At 72.7% G+C, this 17,843-nt stretch carries 17 protein-coding genes, 1 pseudogene and 1 riboswitch; of the genes and pseudogenes, 6 read left to right on the plus strand and 12 right to left on the minus strand.

Translation table 11 applies throughout. The annotated features are described in order from the left end of the window. Nucleotides 1-69 precede the first annotated feature (69 nt). From WJM95_RS00495 to WJM95_RS00505, 3 genes are all read right to left on the minus strand, one after another. A complete protein-coding gene (locus WJM95_RS00495) occupies nt 70-882 on the minus strand; it encodes a hypothetical protein (protein WP_339127406.1) in 813 nt (270 codons plus the stop codon). A 237-nt stretch (nt 883-1,119) separates the two neighbouring features. Beyond that, nucleotides 1,120-2,295, minus strand: coding sequence for a DUF2306 domain-containing protein (locus WJM95_RS00500; RefSeq protein ID WP_339127407.1), 1,176 nt, complete (start codon nt 2,293-2,295; stop codon nt 1,120-1,122). Nucleotides 2,296-2,379: 84 nt separating this feature from the next. Continuing rightward, entirely contained in the window at nt 2,380-2,910 is a 531-nt protein-coding gene (locus WJM95_RS00505; RefSeq protein ID WP_339127408.1) for a helix-turn-helix transcriptional regulator, read from the minus strand. A gap of 191 nt (nt 2,911-3,101) precedes the next feature. Here WJM95_RS00505 and WJM95_RS00510 point away from each other — a divergent pair, with 191 nt between their 5' ends. After that, entirely contained in the window at nt 3,102-3,416 is a 315-nt protein-coding gene (locus WJM95_RS00510) for a hypothetical protein (RefSeq protein WP_339127409.1), read from the plus strand. Between the two features lie 35 nt (nt 3,417-3,451). Here WJM95_RS00510 and WJM95_RS00515 read toward each other — a convergent pair. Continuing rightward, a pseudogene (locus WJM95_RS00515) lies at nt 3,452-3,808 on the minus strand (C40 family peptidase); the annotation flags it as partial. 1,597 nt (nt 3,809-5,405) lie between these two features. Next, a riboswitch (cyclic di-AMP (ydaO/yuaA leader) is annotated at nt 5,406-5,577 on the minus strand. Nucleotides 5,578-6,066: 489 nt separating this feature from the next. Here WJM95_RS00515 and WJM95_RS00520 point away from each other — a divergent pair. Next, nucleotides 6,067-6,291, plus strand: coding sequence for a hypothetical protein (locus WJM95_RS00520; protein WP_339127410.1), 225 nt, complete (start codon nt 6,067-6,069; stop codon nt 6,289-6,291). On the opposite strand, the gene WJM95_RS00525 is transcribed toward WJM95_RS00520, so the two are convergent. The 4 genes from WJM95_RS00525 to WJM95_RS00540 form a co-directional block, all read right to left on the minus strand. Continuing rightward, a complete protein-coding gene (locus tag WJM95_RS00525) occupies nt 6,288-6,962 on the minus strand; it encodes an alpha/beta fold hydrolase (RefSeq protein WP_339135268.1) in 675 nt (224 codons plus the stop codon). The genes WJM95_RS00520 and WJM95_RS00525 overlap by 4 nt on opposite strands. A gap of 211 nt (nt 6,963-7,173) precedes the next feature. After that, nucleotides 7,174-7,347: a hypothetical protein gene (locus tag WJM95_RS00530; RefSeq protein ID WP_339127411.1), complete on the minus strand. Its 174-nt coding sequence runs from the start codon at nt 7,345-7,347 to the stop codon at nt 7,174-7,176. 128 nt (nt 7,348-7,475) lie between these two features. Then, complete coding sequence (locus tag WJM95_RS00535) at nt 7,476-8,180, minus strand: beta-glucanase (RefSeq protein ID WP_339127412.1); 705 nt, start codon at nt 8,178-8,180, stop codon at nt 7,476-7,478. A gap of 195 nt (nt 8,181-8,375) precedes the next feature. Then, the gene (locus WJM95_RS00540) at nt 8,376-8,750 is read right to left on the minus strand and encodes a VOC family protein (protein ID WP_339127413.1); all 375 of its coding nucleotides are present in this window, start codon (nt 8,748-8,750) and stop codon (nt 8,376-8,378) included. A 250-nt stretch (nt 8,751-9,000) separates the two neighbouring features. On the opposite strand from WJM95_RS00540, the gene WJM95_RS00545 reads away from it, so the two are divergent. Continuing rightward, complete coding sequence (locus WJM95_RS00545) at nt 9,001-9,594, plus strand: DinB family protein (RefSeq protein ID WP_339127414.1); 594 nt, start codon at nt 9,001-9,003, stop codon at nt 9,592-9,594. Nucleotides 9,595-9,660: 66 nt separating this feature from the next. Here WJM95_RS00545 and WJM95_RS00550 read toward each other — a convergent pair whose 3' ends face one another. Together WJM95_RS00550 and WJM95_RS00555 are read right to left on the minus strand one after the other, a co-directional pair. After that, a complete protein-coding gene (locus WJM95_RS00550) occupies nt 9,661-10,224 on the minus strand; it encodes a 3'-5' exonuclease (protein WP_339127415.1) in 564 nt (187 codons plus the stop codon). Nucleotides 10,225-10,327: 103 nt separating this feature from the next. Beyond that, the gene (locus WJM95_RS00555; protein WP_103553860.1) at nt 10,328-10,783 is read right to left on the minus strand and encodes a MarR family transcriptional regulator; all 456 of its coding nucleotides are present in this window, start codon (nt 10,781-10,783) and stop codon (nt 10,328-10,330) included. Nucleotides 10,784-10,968: 185 nt separating this feature from the next. On the opposite strand from WJM95_RS00555, the gene WJM95_RS00560 reads away from it, so the two are divergent. Then, on the plus strand, nt 10,969-12,423 hold the full coding sequence (locus tag WJM95_RS00560) for an MFS transporter (RefSeq protein ID WP_339127416.1): 1,455 nt from the start codon (nt 10,969-10,971) through the stop codon (nt 12,421-12,423). A gap of 122 nt (nt 12,424-12,545) precedes the next feature. Here WJM95_RS00560 and WJM95_RS00565 read toward each other — a convergent pair whose 3' ends face one another. Next, nucleotides 12,546-13,421, minus strand: a complete 876-nt coding sequence (locus WJM95_RS00565) for a helix-turn-helix domain-containing protein (RefSeq protein WP_339127417.1) — start codon at nt 13,419-13,421, stop codon at nt 12,546-12,548. 135 nt (nt 13,422-13,556) lie between these two features. On the opposite strand from WJM95_RS00565, the gene WJM95_RS00570 reads away from it, so the two are divergent. After that, entirely contained in the window at nt 13,557-14,789 is a 1,233-nt protein-coding gene (locus tag WJM95_RS00570) for an FAD-dependent monooxygenase (RefSeq protein WP_339127418.1), read from the plus strand. On the opposite strand, the gene WJM95_RS00575 is transcribed toward WJM95_RS00570, so the two are convergent. After that, on the minus strand, nt 14,766-15,437 hold the full coding sequence (locus WJM95_RS00575) for a GNAT family N-acetyltransferase (RefSeq protein ID WP_339127419.1): 672 nt from the start codon (nt 15,435-15,437) through the stop codon (nt 14,766-14,768). The two genes, WJM95_RS00570 and WJM95_RS00575, sit on opposite strands and share 24 nt — an antisense overlap. Nucleotides 15,438-15,634: 197 nt before the next feature. Here WJM95_RS00575 and WJM95_RS00580 point away from each other — a divergent pair, with 197 nt between their 5' ends. Beyond that, nucleotides 15,635-17,833 carry an FUSC family protein gene (locus tag WJM95_RS00580; protein ID WP_339135270.1) on the plus strand — a complete coding sequence of 733 codons (2,199 nt, stop codon included), beginning with the start codon at nt 15,635-15,637 and terminating at the stop codon, nt 17,831-17,833. Nucleotides 17,834-17,843: the final 10 nt, after the last annotated feature.

Raw genomic sequence — 17,843 nt, forward strand, 5'->3', positions numbered from 1 at the left:
ACGATCCGCACGGACAAGTGACGGAGCATCACATGCATGGCTGGACAGACGAGTTGACTCGGTCGGTTCTCAGCTGCGGGGCTCGGCCGCCGAGGATCTCGCCAGCAGGACGCGTCCGCTGAGGCCGGTCAGGAGGAGCCCGGCCACCATGGCGACGAGACAGAGGGCCGGGCCCGAGGACCAGTCGACGGCCGGGGCGCGGCAGACCAGGACGACGGTCAGGGCGACGGCGGTGCCCGGCAGCGCGATCAGGGCCGGGCCGGTGCGGCCCAGGTCGTCCTCGGCGAGCGCGCCGAGGACACCGACGCCGAGAGCCAGTGCCCACACCCCGAGCGCCCTCGCGTCGAGGCGGTCGACGCTCCACGGCACGAAGCCGGCCCAGAACGCGGGCCGGACCAGCAGCCCCGTACCCATCCCGAGCCATGCCGAACCGAGCACGGCCAGCGCCGGCTTCGACCAGCCGGGCAGCGGCGCGCCGTTCGGGCCGACCGGCCGGCCGGGGGCGAGGTACTGCCAGGCCAGCGCGATCAGGGCGCACACGCACAGCGTGCCGAGCACGAGGAGCCAGCCGAGGCTGAACAGGACCGGGACGATGGAACCGCCCCGGGCCACGTACAGCTGCCCGGCGTCCAGCAGGCTCACGGTGAACAGCCCGATCAGCACCACGGCCAGCGGGTGGACGAGCGAGCGGGCCTCGTGCCAGGCGCGGGCCCGGTTCACGGCGAACAGGCCGGGCGCGGTGCCGAGCATGGCCGCGCCGATCAGCCCCGGGGTCAGCGACTCGGGGGACCGCCAGGCGCCGAAGGGGTGTCCGGTCAGGGCCACGGCCGCGAGTAGCCCGCCGACGAGGACGCTGACGACGGCCACCGCGGTGGCCAGCATCGCCACTCCCGCGGTCAACGGCCGCCCGCCCGCCGCGAGAGGCGCAAGCACGCCGCCCGGAGACTGTCCGGGGCGCTCCGGGGAACCGCCGGACGGGTTCGGGTCGTTCGGGTCGGATGCTGATGCTGATGCGTCGGGCATGGTGATTCCGTTTCCGGGCGAGGGGCACGACGGGATGAACGGGAGTGCCGAGGGACAGCGGGGGCCACGAACGGGCGGCCGGGGCGGGCCGGGCGGCTACGCGACCGGTGCCGAGAGACGGGTGCCCGAACCGGGGGCGGGCGCGGCCCTCTTGAGAACCTCCCGGGCGTACATGACGCGCATGCTCACCGCCAGGGTCGCCATGAACGCCGTCACACCGCAGCCGATCGCCGCGCCCGCGGCCAGCGCCGTGAGTCCGTCGAGTCCCAGCGACCGCTCGAAGAGCGGGGCCGCCCCGACCGACAGCACCGGCGCCAGACACAGGGCCACCCAGTGGAGCCGCCACTCCTCACGCGCCCAGAGGCGTCCCTCCCGGCCGGCCCGTCGCGCCCGCAGGGCCATCACCGCGTACGAGACGGCGTACGGCAGGAGGTAGGCGAGCAGAAGTCGTCGCCCCTGCGCGCCGTGATGCAGCGAGGCTCGGGCGATCCAGGCCAGCGCGGCCACCCCCGCCAGGTGCGCGAGGGCCAGGACGGGCACGGGCGCCCAGCTTCCGGACACCCCGGCGACCTTCTCGCGCCGGTCGAGGGAACGCGAGGCGATCAGCGCGCCGAACGCGACGACGGAGCCCAGGTGCATGGTGGCCAGCTGGTTGATCTCGGCCATGGAGAGCCCGGGCAGGAGCATCGGCAGGCCGCCCCACTCGAACCGGAGCAGCGGAGCGGTCATCAGAAAGGCGTAGCACAGCAGCATCCAGCGCTGGTGCAGATCGGGGAACCCGCCGACGGCGGCGAGCACGCCGAAGGTCACGCTCATCACGGTGCCCACCAGGATGGTCGCGAGCACGATCCAGAAGGCGGCGCCGCTGAAGGCGTCCTCGGGTGCCGTGCGCGCCAGATACAGTCCGGCGCCCGCCATCGAGGCGTACACCGTGACCGCGAAGACCACGCCGAGGGCCCGGTGCAGGCGTACGCGACGCCGTACGGCGGTGAGCACCTGGGCGGGGCCGAGCAGCATCAGCACACCGCCGAGCACCGAGTGCACGATCATCGGCACGAGGCTGTGGCGGTACGGCCCGATCCGGGTGGCGAGCGCGTCGGCCACGTAACGCGGCGAGACCACGTGCGCCAGGATCCACTCGCCGTACGCCGGAGCGCCTGGGCGCGCGTACGGCCACAGCTCGGTCATCGCGATCGGCGCGTAGCCCACACACACGGCCGTCAGGGCGATGACGGCGAGGCGGCGCCAGGTGGTGCCCGTCGGACGACGCACGACGACTCCCTGCTCGTGGCCGCGACCCGGCCATCGATAGTCTCGTTTGGACTATCGAGACGGTAGAGCCGTCCACGGCCGGGGTCAACGGTCTGTCGTGTCCTCGTCCCTGCGCTGCACCCATCCCCAGAAGTCGATCATCATGCGCTCGTACCGGATGCCGAACTCCAGGGCGTCCCGCTGCCCGCGCGTCAGCAACTCACCGACACTCTCCGCGAGTTCCTCGTACTCGCCCAGGGTCCTGCGGTGCTCGTCGAGCTGTACGGGACCGAGCACCTCGGGCCGGCCGCCGAACCACAGCTTGAGGATGCCGCGCTCGCGGGCCTCCACCGGCACGAACGCGGAGTCGTCGAGCCAGCCCCGCAGGGCCGCCCTGCCCTCGTCCGTCAGCGTCAGCACCCTGCGGTTGCGGCCGCTCTCCTGCCGTACCTGCGACAGCATCCCGGCGTCGAGGAGACGGTCGCACTGCGCGTACACCTGCGCGTGGGGGACGGACCAGAAGGGCGCGACCGTCCGCGCCGCCTCCCCCTTGACGTCGTACGCGCTGGCCTCGCCCAGCTTGTCGATGATGCCGAGGACGAGATACGAGGGGGTGGTCAACCGAGCGTCAGCCATGGGCCGACCGTATCGCCACGCGATCACCGCACGGCAGGCACCGTCCGGCACCGGTGACGCGGCCCGCGGCGCGGCGGGCGGCCGCGTCCGACGCGAAGAAGATCCGGGTGCCCGGCACAATGCGGGGTAGACGGGCGATCACGCAACCGACCGCACCTCAGCCCCTCGGCCCGGCCGCACTAGGAGTTCCTGTGACCACCTACGTCATCACCGTTCCCGGGACGTTCGTCCACGGCGTCTCGGACGCCTCCCGTGCCGACGTGGAACGCAGGCTTCGCCCCCAGGACCCGCAGAACACGGACCTGGGCGAGAGCGAGGAGCTGAGCCTGCTGACCGTCGACGACAACCGGTTCTCCGTCCGGCTCGAGGTCGAGGCGACGGACCGGAGGAGCGCCGAGGCCGAGGCCGTGCGGCTGGTCTCCGGCGCGCTCCGGGACAGCGGCCTGTCCGCGGACGACGCCCCGCTGGGGCCCGCCTCCGTCACGGGGATCGACAGCGAGTTCTGACGGCGGGCCGCCGCCCCGGCTCGGCCGGGGCGGTGTCAGACCGGCCGGACGACGCTGTGGACGGCCGCCTGCCCTGCGTACGCCACCGACTCCTCGGAGATCCTCGCCCCGGGACTCGGCGCGTGGACCATCATGCCGTCGCCGACGTACAGACCGACGTGGCTCACATTGGCGTGGAAGAAGACCAGGTCACCGGGCTGCATCTCGGTGAGGGCGACGGCGGGACCGGCCTGCGCCTGGTCCTGCGTGGCGCGGGGGAGCATGACCCCGGCGCTCTTCCAGGCCGCCTGGGTGAGTCCCGAGGGGTCGTACGACCCGGGTCCCGACGCTCCCCACACGCACGGCCTGCCGACCTGCGCGCGGGCGAAGGCGACCGCCTCCGCGGCCCTGCTGTCGTGTCCGACGACCGGCGGGGCGGCGGGGGCGACGAGGCTGTCGATGTTGAACCCCGGGTTCGTGCCACCGGAGGGAGCGGCGGGCCACGCCTGCTGCTCGCCGGTCGGCCGCAGCGCCTGACGCCAGGCGTCGTCGGCGGGCGGCGCCACCGGCTCGCTCATCGGAGGCATGGGAGCCGACTGGTACGCGGGGGCGGGCGGCGCGGACTCGAAAACGGGGGCCTGCGGCGCGGGCGCGCTCGTCGGAGGCATCGGAGCCGGCTGATACGCGGGGGCGGGCGGCGCGGGTGCGTAGACGGGCGGCTGGGGCGCCGGTTCGCTCACCGGAGGCATGGGGGCGGACCGGTAGGCGGCGGCCGGGGAGACGGGCTCGTACACGGGCGGCCGGGGCGCCGGCTCGCTCACCGGGGGCTCCGGAGGCGGCCGGTACCCGCTGGGACGGGCCGGCGTCTCGTACGACAGCGGCAGGAGCACCGACCTGTACTCGGAGTCCGGGGGCGTCGGCTCGTACGAGAGGGGCAGGAGCACCGATCTGGACTCGGCGGCCGCGGGCGCGGGCTCGTACACGCGGGGCATGGAGCCGGTCTGCTGCACCTGGGGCATCGGGCCCGTCTCGTACGCAAGCGGTATCGAACCGGTTTCCTGCACCCGGGGCATCGAGCCCGTGTCGTACGCGTGGGGCATCGAGCCCGTGTCGAAGGGCTGCGGTGCGGGCGCGGCCTGGAACGGGGTGGACTGGGGCAGCTGCTCGAACGCGGCGGTCCGGGGCGCCTGTTCGTACGCGACGGACTGCGGCGCGGGCTGGAACGCGGGGGCCGGAGCGATCGACTGGTACGCGGCTGTCTGCGGGACCGGGGGGAGGGACGGGAACAGGGGTTGCTCCACCGGCCTGTACTCGATCGCCGGAGCCTGCGGCTGAGGCGGGACGGGCAGGCTCTGCCGGGCAGCGTGCCGGGCCATCAGCTCCTGCGCGGCGGCGAGCTTGCGCCGGGCGGACTGCTTCCTGCCGTGCAGGGACGCCTTCTGCGAGGCGGGGGCAGGGGCGGCTCCCGCCGGGAGCGCCGCACGGACCGCCACGCCGGCTCCCGTGGCCGCCTGGGCGCCACCGGTCTCGGCCACCGGACCGGCGGTCAGCTCCAGGACGGGGCGCGCCGACGGTTCCGCGGACGGGCCCGCGGTCAGCTCAAGCACCGGGGCCGCCGTCAACTCGGCTACGGGCCGCACGATCTGCTCCAGCTCGTACACCGTCGGAAGGTCGGACGAGGACCCCCTGGAACCTCGCGCACCCTCCTTCGGGCGGGCGCCCGCGCCGCTTCGGTCGGGCAGCCGGTCGGCCGGAAGGACGGCCGGAGCCGAGGGTCCGAACTTGGAGCGCGCCCCGTCGAAGTACCGCCGCATCAGGTCTTCCTGGGCGGGCTCGGAACCGCCGCCCCCCTGGCCGGAGCCTCGCCTGCCCGGCCTGCGGGTGGAGTTCGCCAGGGCGCGGGTCCCGTTGAAGTTACCGGTGGCCATCTCCGCCTGGTCGTAGAGGGACGAGAGCCGTCGGGCGACTTCTTCGCTGCTGGGCGGGGTGCTTTCCGGCGCCATGGAGTGGTACTCCTTCCGTCGTCCGCCTACCGGGTTAGCTGTCGGGTTCGGGCGGACGATTCCGGAAGGTATGCCCTACGGCCCCTGCCCCGAAAGGCGGTTGGCCGATTCACCCCAGGTTCGGTGGGTCCCCGGCTCCAGCCGCCACGAGGGCGGACAGGACTCGGCGGAGGCCGCGCCGCCCGGCGAACTTCGCCGGAGGGAGTCGGGCGACCTGGTCGCCAACTTAGCCATGTTGTGCACCGGATGTGAAGATCCACGCCCCAGATGTCCGATACGTTTTCGTGACCTTCGTCGCACCACCCCGCAGTGCGACGGTGAGGACACACGCCGTGCTCGAAAAGGCGACTGAGCACGGCCGTTGAGGCGATCGGCCCCGGCTCCCGCCCGGCCGGGCGACTCGGCCGAGTCCGCCCGCGTGGGGATCCGCTCGAACCGAGCGGCCGGATCACGCGGCCCCGGAAGGGCCGGTCACACGCTCGGTCGTCTCGCCTGTGTCGAAAGTGTGCACAGAACTGGCGCTCCCCGGCACACCGTTCGACATCGGCGGAGCCGATCGGTCGGACCTTGACCGGTTCTGGCCGAACTGGCCGGACGACTGCTGCGGTCATCTGCCGGCCGTACCGTCGAAGCACGTCAGACCACGAGAGCGAGTCGAGGATCCCCACGTGCACGATGCGCCGATCTACGCCCAACTGATCTCCGAACGCGGCGACATACCGACCCTCGTACGGAGCGAGGCCCGTCGGCTGCAACGCGACTTCGAGTGGATCCTGAGCTGGGATCCGTCGACGGGCGCGCCTCTCCCCTCGTCCGCGGGCCGGCCCGCGTCCGGCGGCCGCCGGACGCTGTCCCCCACCCCGAACCCCGACGACCGGCTGGACGCGCCCTAGAGCACCTCGGGTTCGCCGCCCGAGCGTTCGGCGGGGAGCGGGTCGAGCCCCTCGGCGATCCGGGAGACCAGGCCGGCGACCGTCGCGGCCGTCACCCGGTGCCAGGTCCGCGCCCGCCGCAGCATCCCGTGGTCACCGCCCGCGACCCGCACGGCGTTCGCGGCGGAGCCCGCCTCCACCGCCCGGCGGACGAGGGCGAACGACTCCGCGGGGTCGGTGATCCGGTCCCGGTCGCCGTGCAGCACGATCACCCGCTTGTCCCGGAGGTGGGCCACCGGCTCGCCCTCCGGGCACCAGGGCGCCAGCGCCACCACGGCCCGGACCCGCGGTACGGCAGCAGCCCGCAGAGCGGCGCGCCCGCCCATCGAGTGCCCCACGAGCACGACCGGCACCTCCCCGACCAGGGCGGAGAGTTCGTCCAGGGCCCGCAGGACGTCGGCGACGGGGTCGGCGTCCGCGCCGTTCCAGCCCCGGTGGCGGTAGCGCACCTGCCCGACGAAGGTGCCGTCGTCCGGCAGGGCCCGCGTCACATGGCGCAGGAACGGCCTCATCCGTGCGCGTGCGGCGTTCCAGGGCCGCGGCGGGGCCTTGCCGTCGGCGGCACCACCGTGCAGGACCAGGACGGCGGCGCGCGTCGGACCGGACCCGGCCGGGGCCACGTGCCACGGCATGAGCGCCGGCGGGCCGTTCACCGCCACGGGCCGGGACACCTCGCCGGCGGATCCGCGCGCAGAGTCTCGCATGACACCTCTCCCCCGCACGGCGCTCTCCGCGCCCCGCACTCGACCATGAGAAGGATCGTCTCATCGGCCGCCGGTCGTCCGTGACCGGGCGGGTCCCGTCTTCGCTGCCGGGCGGATCGTACGGGGCGGTGGCCAGGCTTCACTCCGTGTCGTCGGACCGGGCACGGTGGCCGTTGCGCCACTCCTGGTAGTACCGCCACAGGCGTGCGGCCTGCGGGCAGCGCCCCGATTCCCGTTGGCACGTGCGGCAGTTGCCCACATGGCTGATGTAGGCGGTCTCGGGGGCGTCCCGCCCCGGATGCGGATTCGGCATGGTCCTCGGCACCGGTCGGCGCGACGCGCACGAACGCGGCGTCGCTTCTGATGCCGTACTTCCGCGCCGAGGGCCCGGGCGGATGCACCTGCCGGGAAACGGTTCCAGGCCGGGGCGCGGGGGCCGCCTCAGTCGAGGAGGTCGACCTCGAACTCCGCCGTCGCCGGGAACGGCCTGTCGGCCGGGGGTCTGCGGACCGTCAGACGGCTCACCTCGAAGTCCATCGCGGAAGCCCCGGGAGGCGGTGCGGGGTGGTAACGCCCGGCGCACACGGACAGGTTGACGATGAGATAGGCGTGCCAGGACCTGCCGACGCCGCGCCGGTCGTCGAAGGCCTGGACCCCGTTGACCCACCACACCACCCGGTGGGCGCCGAACTCGACCATGATCTCGACCCAGCCACCGGGCCGGATGGCCGGGTCGCGGTGGTAGCGGTGGGTGTTGCGCACGTGGTTGGAGAGTTCCAGCAGGTCCGGGTTGTCGGGGTGGTACTCGAAGACGTCGATCTCCTGACCGCCGTCCCGCCACGTCCAGACCGCCGGCCAGGCCCCGGTGACGGTCGGCAGCTTGACCCGCGTCTCCAGCACGTCCCCCGTACGGACCATGAAACCGTCCGCGCTGCCCTCGGTGGTCAGCAGGCCCGTGTCCCAGTCGCCGTCCGGTCTCCGCGTGGCCCGGAAGCGGCCCGTACGGCTGTAGGAGGGGTCGGTCACCAGGTGGTCGAGTTTCCCGTCGTCCGGGTTGACCGGACCGCCGTCGGGATAGGCCCAGGAATGGCCCGCGACCCATTGCCGGGGCGAGGCGAAATCCGCGGTGAAGACGACATCGGACACGCGGCACTCCTCGATGACGGCGTTGCGCGTACGTCCCAGGTTCTCCCCGGCGCGGTGACATCCACCCCCCGTTCGCGACAACCCACCACAAAACAACCCATCGGGGTGAATCAGCCGCACTCCGGCGCACGGCACCCGCCTCGTGGGCCCGTCCGGGAGCGCCGTGCACGGCGCTCCCGGACGGGCTTGTCGCGGCTACAGATACGGGCGGGTGATCAACTCGATCGCGTGGCCGGCCGGGTCCTTGAAGTAGACGCCCCGGCCTCCGTGTTCGGTGTTGGTCTCCCCCGGGCGCGTCATCCGGGGATCCGCCCAGTGCTCGATTCCCAGGTCGCGAAGCCGCCGGTACGCCCGGTCGAACAGGTCGTCGTCGACCAGGAAGGCGTAGTGCTGCATCTGGATGTCCACCGGGGGTTCGGCGAACTGGAGCAGGACACCGTCGGACAACTGGATGTTGACGAACGGGCCCCAGGACGGCGCTTCGGGCAGTTCCAGCAGTTCGCGGAAGAAGCGCGCGGACTCGTGGCGGTCCTTGGCTGCGATGATCGTGTGATTGAAGGTGACTGTCATACGGCTGACCTCGGCGGTGCTCGGCGCGGAAGGGGACTCGCGGGTGCACGAGCGCCGGGAGGTCCGCGTGCCGGACGGAGACAGTGCCTCGGGGGCACCCTCCGCGCGGTCAGTCCTCCACCGGATCGCCGATCCGTGTGTGGCTGGGCGCCGGTCCGGTGTTCACGTCGGGTGACCCTACTCGATCCGGGTCGGCCGCGAAAGCGGGAAAGCCGCTGCCGGGGATGAGGTCAACGGCAGACTGGACGCCATGACTTCACCGGATTCCAAGGCCGACCTGCACCGCTATCTCCAGTCGGCCCGTGACGCGCTCCTGTGGAAGCTCGAAGGTCTCTCGGAGTACGACGTCCGCCGCCCCTTCACGCCCACGGGGACCAACCTCCTCGGCCTGGTCAAGCACGTGGCCACCATGGAACTGGGCTACCTCGGCGCGACGTTCGGACGGCCGTCCGCGGAGCCGCTGCCCTGGATGGAGCACGCGGCCGAGACGAACGGGGACATGTGGGCCACCGCCGACGAGTCACGCGCGTTCGTCGTCGGCCTCTACCGCCGGGCCTGGGCCCACGCGGACGCCACGATCGACGCGCTGCCGCTGGAGACGACCGGCACGGTGCCGTGGTGGCCGGCCGGGAGGGACGAGGTGACGCTGCACCACGCGGTCGTCCGGGTGATCGCCGACACGCAGCGGCACGCCGGGCACGCGGACATCATCCGCGAACTCATGGACGGCGCCGTCGGGATGAGCCAGGAGAACGACAGCATGATGCCGGGTGGCCCGGCCTGGTGGGAGGACTACCGGGCCCGGCTGGAGCAGGCGGCCCGGGACGCCGACAAGGACGAGTGACAGCGGGACCCGGAGCCCGCTCGTACGAGCCGTAGCCCGGGGAACACGTCCCGGGCGTCGGGGCCGTCAGGCGTCCGGCCAACTCCCGCTCCCCGCAAGGTCGAGGACGAGCGCGGCGATGTTCCACGCGTCGTCCTCGCCGCGGTGGTGCCTTCCCTCCAGCGGCAGCCCGGCCAGACGCAGGGCCTGTGCCATCCCGGGCCGTTTCCGCAGCCCGCGGGCGGTGGTGAAGACCGCCTTGGCGTTGGTGTGCCGGCGGCCGAAGGGGTAAGGGGTCGTCGTGGCGGCGCACTGGCGGGTGAACTGATGACGGTCGTAGTCGCCCCAACTCGCCCACGGCCGCCGCCCCGCGTGATGCAGCGCGGCCAACTCACGGCAGGCGTCGGGGAATTCGAGTCCCCGCTCGACCTCGTCCTGTGTCAGTCCGGTGAGTTCCGTGCAGAAGTCGCCGACGGTCGACCGTGCGGGCCGCACCAGGATGCGGTGCTTCGCCACTCGGACACCCTCGTCCAGATCGACGACCGTCAGGCCGATCTCGATGATCTCGCTCACCGCTCCGGGCGGCGGAGTGCCGTCCCAGCAGGTGGCCTCGACATCGACGACGTTCAGGAGTCCCCCGGCACTGTTCATGCGGGCGAGCGTAGAAGGGAGAGGCCCTGGACGGCACCGGGTTTTCCTCCCCGCCGCGCCGGCCGGACGGCGGGGTCCGGCGCGACGGCGGTCGGAGCGGAGGTCACGGGCGCGGCCAGGGACGTCCGCCGATGCGCTCGATGTCGGTGTTGAAGCGCCGGAGGTACGAGGCGAAGGCGGCGATGTCCTCCTCCGGCCAGTCGGCCATGACGCGGTCCAGCGAGCTGATGAGCCCCTGCCGTTCCTCGTCGAGAAGCCGCGCCCCCTCGTCCGTGATGCGGAACTTGCGGGCCATGCCGCCGTCGGGGTCGGGGATCCGCTCCACCAGGCCGGCGCGCATCGCCGCCGCGGTCTGCCGGTTGAGGGTGGAGGCGTCGAGCCCGAAGGCGTCGCTCAGCTCACCGATCGACATCGGCCCCTGGATCCGGATACGGCTGAGCAGGATGTAGGCGCTGCGCTCCAGCACGCCGTCCTTGGTCCGGCCGCCTCTGTGGTTCATCCATCCATGGCGGCTGAGCAGCATCTGCTCGTACTCGACCTCGTGTGTGGGCCTGACCATCCGCCTGCCGCCTCCCGCTGTTCCCTGGGCCGCGCGCCCCGCGCATATCGGTGCGACCCGGCTCCATGGTCCCACATCCGCATGCACGGCCCACATCACATGCATGAGCCACACAGCATGCGCGATACATAAGACATGTACGATGCACACCTCTTGCCCCGCAGACAGAACCCGAGGAGTCCCTCATGGACGCCCCCCAGCCCTCCGCCCGAGCGGGTGGTGTGGTCGCCACGCTCGCCTTCGCCGGCACCGTGGCGGCGATCATGCAGACGCTGGTCACTCCGCTCATCGCCGAGCTCCCCCAGATCCTGCACACCACACCCGCGAACTCCGCCTGGGTGATCACCGTGACGCTGCTGGTCGCGGCCGTCTGCGTCCCGGTCTCCGGCCGCCTGGGCGACCTGCTGGGCAAGCGGCGCATGCTGCTCGCCTGTTCCGTCCCGCTCGTGGTCGGCTCCGTGGTCTGCGCGCTCTCCTCGTCCGTCGTCCCGATGATCGTCGGGCGCGGTCTCCAGGGCATGGGCATGGGCATGGTGCCGCTGGGCATCGCCCTGCTGCGTGACGTGGTGCCCGCCGAGAAGCTGAGTTCCTCCATCGCGCTGGTCAGCGCGTCCATGGGCATCGGCGGCGGCCTCGGTCTGCCCATCTCGGCCGCGGTCGCCCAGTACGCGAACTGGCGCGTGCTGTTCTGGGGCTCCGCCGTGCTCGCCGTGACGATCGGAACGCTGATCTGGTTCCTCATCCCGGACGTGCCGGCCGGCGCCAAGGGTCAGCGCTTCGACGTCCTCGGCGCGCTCGGGCTCGGCGTGGGCCTGGTCTGCCTGCTTCTCGGCGTCTCCAAGGGTGCCGACTGGGGCTGGGGGTCCGCGACGACCGTCGGACTCTTCGCCGCCTCCGTCGCGGTCCTGATCGCCTGGGGCGCCTGGGAGATGCGGACCCAGGACCCGCTGATCGACCTGCGCACCACGGCCCGCCCCCGGGTGCTGCTCACCAACGTGGCCTCGATCTTCGTCGGCTTCGGCATGTACGCCAGCATGCTGATCATCCCGCAGCTGCTCCAGTTCCCCGAGGCCACCGGCTACGGCCTGGGCCAGTCCATGCTCGCGGCCGGTCTGTGGATGGCCCCCGGCGGCATCATGATGATGATCGTCTCGCCGCTCGGCGGGAAGCTGACCGACGCCCGCGGCCCGAAGTTCACGCTGGTCTGCGGTGTCCTCGTCATCGCGCTCGGCTACGGTCTCGCGCTGGGCCTGATGGGCACGCCCTGGGGTCTCATGCTGACCGGCATGGTCATCAACAGCGGCGTCGGCCTCGCCTACGGCTCGATGCCGGCCCTGATCATGAGCTCGGTCCCGCTCTCCGAGACCGCCGCCGCCAACGGCTTCAACACCCTGATGCGCTCGCTCGGCACCTCGGTCGGCTCGGCGGTCATCGGTGTCATCCTCGCCCAGATGACGACCAGCGCGGCCGGCTACACGTTCACCTCCGAGGGCGGCTTCCGCACCGGCCTCGTCGTCGGCGGCTGCGTCGCCCTGATGGCCGCCGCCATCGGCGCCGTGATCCCGGCGGCACGCGCCGCCGCGGGAGCCGGCACGACGGGCCCGAGCGCGGAGCCGGAGACCGCCGCGGCAGCACGCTGAAGCCCGCCGCTTCCCGCACCGGCTCCGACGGCCCCTGGTCCGTCCGAGCCGGTGCACCGCGCGTCCTCGCGGCGGCGCCGCCTCGCACCGGCGCGTGAACACCCTTGATCGGGCGCGGAGTTCTAGCGATTGTCCGCCGGATCTCGCCCGCCGACCGGGGCCGAGGTGCCATGGCCGGGCCACGCGAGGCCGTCGACGGCGAGGAACGGCTCGCCGGGCATCGCCCCCGGGGTCGTCCCGGCGAAGGCCATGACGTCCCGGTGCAGATGGGACTGGTCCGCGTATCCGGTGTCGGCGGCGACCCGGGCCGCGCTCTCGCCGGCGACCAGGCGGTGCGCCGCGTGGTCGAAACGGACCAGCTTCACGGCGTACTTGGGCGGCAGGCCGAGCTGCGACCGGAACCGCGACCACAGCCGCTTACGGCTCCACCCGACCTCGGCCGCGAGGTCGTCGACCCGGATCAGCCCCCGGGCGGCGACGATCCGTTGCCAGGCCCGGGCCACCTCCGGGTCCACCGGCGGCCCCGTCCCGTACCGCCCGGCGAGCAGGGCTTCCGCCAGCGCGAAGCGGCCCTGCCACGACGGGACGTCGGCGAGCCGCTCACGGATCCGCGACGCCTCCCGGCCCCACAGGTCTTCCAGCGGCACGACGGCGCCGTCGAGTCCGGCGGGGGAGACACCCAGAATCGCGCGCGCGATCACCGGGGACAGGCGTAGCTGCACGCACTCGACGTTCTCTCCCCACGCCCGGACCGCGCCCCCGGCCCCGGTCCCCGGCCCGGCGACGACGCTTCCCCGCTGCCGGTGCCCGTCACCGGCGTCGACGACGGGCGAACCGGCGCCGAACTCCAGGAGCACCGTGACGGCCGGGTGCGGGACCATCCGGAGCCCTTCCAGCTCACGGACGCCAAACCCGGCCATGGTGACACCGGGCACCCGGCTCGGCCGCCGCGGGCACGCGACGCCCCAGCTCTCCGCACCGTGCACGAAGGTCCGCATGTCCCCATGCTACGCACGCCGGTTGAGGGGAACATTCGTCCAATCCAGCGGCGGGTACCGGCGGCGACAGTGGGTTCACGACGGTCGTGGCGCTCCACGCCGTACGGAGGGAACCGAGGGGAAGGCAGGGGTGCCATGCGGATTCTGGTCTCCGGTGCGAGCGTGGCAGGTCCGGTGCTGGCCCACTGGCTCACCCGGTACGGCTTCTCCGTGACCGTCGTCGAGCGCGCGCCGGCTCCGCGCAGGACCGGCGGCCACGCGGTCGATCTGTTCCGGCCCGCGATGGACATCTCGGAGAGGATGGGCGTGCTCCCGCGCATCGAGGAGCGGGCCACCGGAACGAGCCGGCTGACCGTCGTCCCGGAGGGGTCACGGCGTCCCGTCCGGGCGGACCTCTCCAAGATCTTCGGCGGTGCCTCCACCCGGCACGCCGAGATCATGCGTGACGACCTGAGCGAGATCTACCGCGACGCCGCGCGCGACGACGTCGAGTACGTCTTCGGCGACTCGATCACCGCGATCGCGCCCGACGGCGAGGTGACCTTTTTGCACGGGGCACCACGGCGCTTCGACCTCGTCGTCGGCGCGGACGGACTGCACTCCACCGTCCGCCGTCTCGTCTTCGGCGAGGGGTCCCGCGCCGACTCCTTCACCGGGGCGTACTTCGGGGTCCTGACCCTCCCGAACGTCTCCGGCCTGGACGGCGAACTCCTCATCCACGTCGGCGTGGGCCGCACCGCCGGCCTCTACGGCGCCCGGCACCTGGGCGACGCGCGGGTCCTGTTCCTGTTCCGCGGCCCGAGCGGGCTCGACCGTGACCACCACGACGTGGCCCGGCAGAAGGAAGTGCTGCGCGGAGCGTTCGCCGGGATGCACGCGGAGGTCGACCGCTGGCTGGACGAGCTCGACCGGACCCCGGCGTTCTACTTCGACTCGATCACCCAGCTCCGCCTGGACACCTGGTCGCAGGGGAGGGTGACGCTGGTCGGCGACGCGGGCTACTGCCCCGGTGCGGCCGTCGGCGGCAGCACCAGCCTCGCGGTCGTCGGCGCGTACGTACTCGCCGGCGAGCTGGCACGGGCGGACGGTGACCACGAGCGTGCCTTCCCGGCCTACGAGCGCGCGATGGCGGAGCATGTGCGGGGCAGCCGTGAGGTCGCGCTGAGCGCGGCGAAGACCCTGATCCCCACGTCACGGCTCGGCGTGTGGGGCCTGGCCCAGGGCGCCCGGCTGATCTCCGCCCTGCCCGCGGGTCCCAGCCGCGCCCTCGTCCGGCTCACGACCAGGAGCGCGCGCTTCCACGACTCCGTGACTGTCGACGACTACCCGGCCCCGCTCGCCGCGTCAGGCGACCGGGACGCCCCCTGAGCCGCGGCCCTGAGCGCGGTCGGCGTCGTCCACCGCGGTCCGCCTGCCCAGGTAGGTGAGCGGTCCCGGGTCGGCCACGGGGATCTCGTGGAAGCCGAGACGGTCGTAGAACGCGCGCGCCGGCCTGTTCGCGGTGACCATGCCGAGGTGGACCATGGGCACCCCGCGGTCGTGCAGCGCGGTGAGGAAGGTGTGCATCAGGGCTCTGCCGTGACCGCGCCGCTGGAAGCCCGGCAGCAGGTCGATGTGCAGGTGCGCCGGATGGCCGGCGAGCTCGGGCAGGACCATGCGCTCGGGGGTGTGCAGCAGCCCGATCATCACCTCGGTGGGCGTGCGGGGCGGCGTGGTGGGGGCGGGGTAGCGGTGCGCGACGCGCGGGATCCAGGTGTCCCGGAACCGGGCGGCGAACCCGGCGGTGTCGCCGGTTCCGACCACGTAGCCGACGGCCCGGCCCCTCCCGTCGTCCAGGACGAAGGCAAGTTCCGGCTCCAGGACGCAGTAGGGCTCGGCGAAGAGCGTCGGCATCAGCTCCTCGTCCGGGTACAGGGCACGCGAGTCCCCGCCCTCGTCCGCGGTGCTCACGCACACGTCGGCGACGGCGGCACGGTCGGCGGCCCGGTAGGCGCGGAGGAACGGCGATGGGTTCATGAGCGGCATCCTGACGCCTTGGGAGCGCTCCCACAAGAGGTCGCGCAAGAGCGCGAGGCGCCGCTTGGTGCGATGCTGAAGTACCGGATCATGACCTGGGAGCAGGGAACGACGGCAGCGTGAGGACAGTGACACGGCCGAATCGAGCGGCGATCTGGAACCGGTTCGTGGCATCCGACCCGGGCCTGCTGCGGCTCATGGCCGGACTGCGGACCGTCGGCGCCATCGCCCTCACCCTCGTCGTCCTCGGCATGCGCGGCGCCGGTCCCAGCCTCATGGTGAGCGGCGCCATGACCGCCATGGTGGCCACCTTCTCGATCAAGGAGAAGCACCGCGGCGCGCAGGCCGTCACCCTCGCGCTCGGGCTGCCCGTGGCACTCGCGGCGATGTCGCTGGGCGCCGCGCTCAGCACCCACACCCTGGCGGGCGACGTGTGCTTCATCGCCCTGATCTTCGTCGCGGTCTACTGCCGCCGCTACGGTGACCGCGGCACGGCCCTCGGGCTGATCGCCTTCCAGATCTACTTCCTGTCCCTGTTCGGCGGAGCCGGCTACTCCACCCTGGCCGAGCTGTGCCTGGCGCTGGTCATCGCCTTCGCGTGCAGTGCCGTGGTCCGCTTCGGCGTGGTCGCCGAGTCGACCGAGCGGGTCCTCAAGCGGCTGCGCAAGGCTTTCCGGGCCCGCGTGGCCCAGTTGGTCTCCGTCCAGATCGACCTGCTCGACGCGGATCGCGACGACGTCGAGAAGGCCCTGGACGACGTACGGCTGCACACCGCGCGGCTGCACGAGAGCGCCATGATGATCCAGGACCGGCTGGACCAGGGAACCCCCGACAGCGCGAGCGCCTCGCTGCTCCAGCGGCGGGTCGCCGAGGCCGAGATCGCCGCCGAGCGGCTCGGCATCCTCATCCTCACCGCGCGCAGCGCCGAGCAGGCCGACACGCTCGCCCTGCATCTGCCGCACGCGCCGCTGCCCGCGCCGGGAGACCGGCTCCAGGAGCGCGACGACACCATCGCGACGCTGCACCGCGATCTCGAGGCCCTGCGGGTGCTGGTGGCGGGCCCGGCCTCCGGTGAGCACGGCACCGGGGTGGCCCAGCTGCGCAACCGGCTGCTCGGCTACCGGGAGGAGGACAATCTGCCGAACGCCCCGGCGGCCGTGCAGGACGTGTTCCGGGGCATCGGGGAGGCGGCCCGCGCGGCCCTCGGCCTGCGGCTGGCGCTCGACGGTCCCCAGGACGAGAGCGACGACTCCCCCGAGACGAAGCGTTCCCGCGAGGAGCTGGACGCCGAGGACGCCTCCATCGCCGCCGAGGAGAAGCAGGACGACGACCCCCACCCCACCGGCCTCGACCGGCCCACGACCCGTGCCGCGGTGCAGGTCTCGGTGGGCTCCACCCTGGCCATCGTCGGCGGGGAGCTGCTCTCCCCCCAGCGGTGGTACTGGGCGGTGCTGACCTGCTGGGTCGTCTTCCTGAACACCTCGTCGACCGGGGAGATCCTGGTCAAGGGCTATCGCCGGCTGCTGGGCACGGTTCTCGGCGTCGTCGCGGGTGTCATCCTGGCCGGCGTGGTGGGCAACCACACCTGGACGGCGTTCACGCTGGTTCTGCTGTTCATCTTCGCCATGTACTTCACCGCCCCGGTGTCGTACGTCCTGATGTCCTTCTTCGTGACGGCGATGCTGGGGCTGCTGTACACGGTGCTCAACACGTACAGTCCCGCGGTGCTGGTCCTGCGGATCGAGGAGACGGCGCTCGGCGCGGTCTGCGGGATGGTCGCGGCCGTACTGGTCCTGCCGGTGCACACCGACCGCCGTACGGACGAACTCCTCGCCGCCGTGCTCGTCCGGCTCGGGGACGTGACCGGAGCGGCGGTGGAGCAGCTCAGCGGCGGGATCGCGCTCGATCTGCTGGACCGGGCACGCGATCTCGACACGGCCCTGGACAATCTGCGGGCCTCCACCAAACCGCTGACCCATCCGATCACTCCGTGGCGGGCCCGCCGCCAGACCGCCCGCTACATCGTCGCCCTGCTGGAGACGTGCGCCTATCACGCGCGTTCACTGGCGGCGACGGCCGAACTCCTCCCCTACAGCAAGTCGGTCGCCGCGGACCCCCGGCTCAAACTGGCGGGCCGCCGGATCAGCCACAACATCGACGCGCTGGTCGCCCGGGTCACGGACGACACCGGGGACGGCGTCGCGGAGACCGGCGCGAGCCTGGCCGCCATGCTGGAGCCGCAGCTCCCGGAGTCGCCCCGCCACGACCGCGTCACGGGCCGCGTCCTGCGTCATCTGCAACGTCTGGACGAGGGCGTGATCGGTCTGGCGCGGCCCCTGGGGCTGCGGATCTCCACGCCCGCCAAGAAGGAGCCGGCCCGCAGCGCGGCACGCTGACCCCGGGCGT

It is taken from the genome of Streptomyces sp. f51 (assembly GCF_037940415.1).
Classification (GTDB): domain Bacteria; phylum Actinomycetota; class Actinomycetes; order Streptomycetales; family Streptomycetaceae; genus Streptomyces.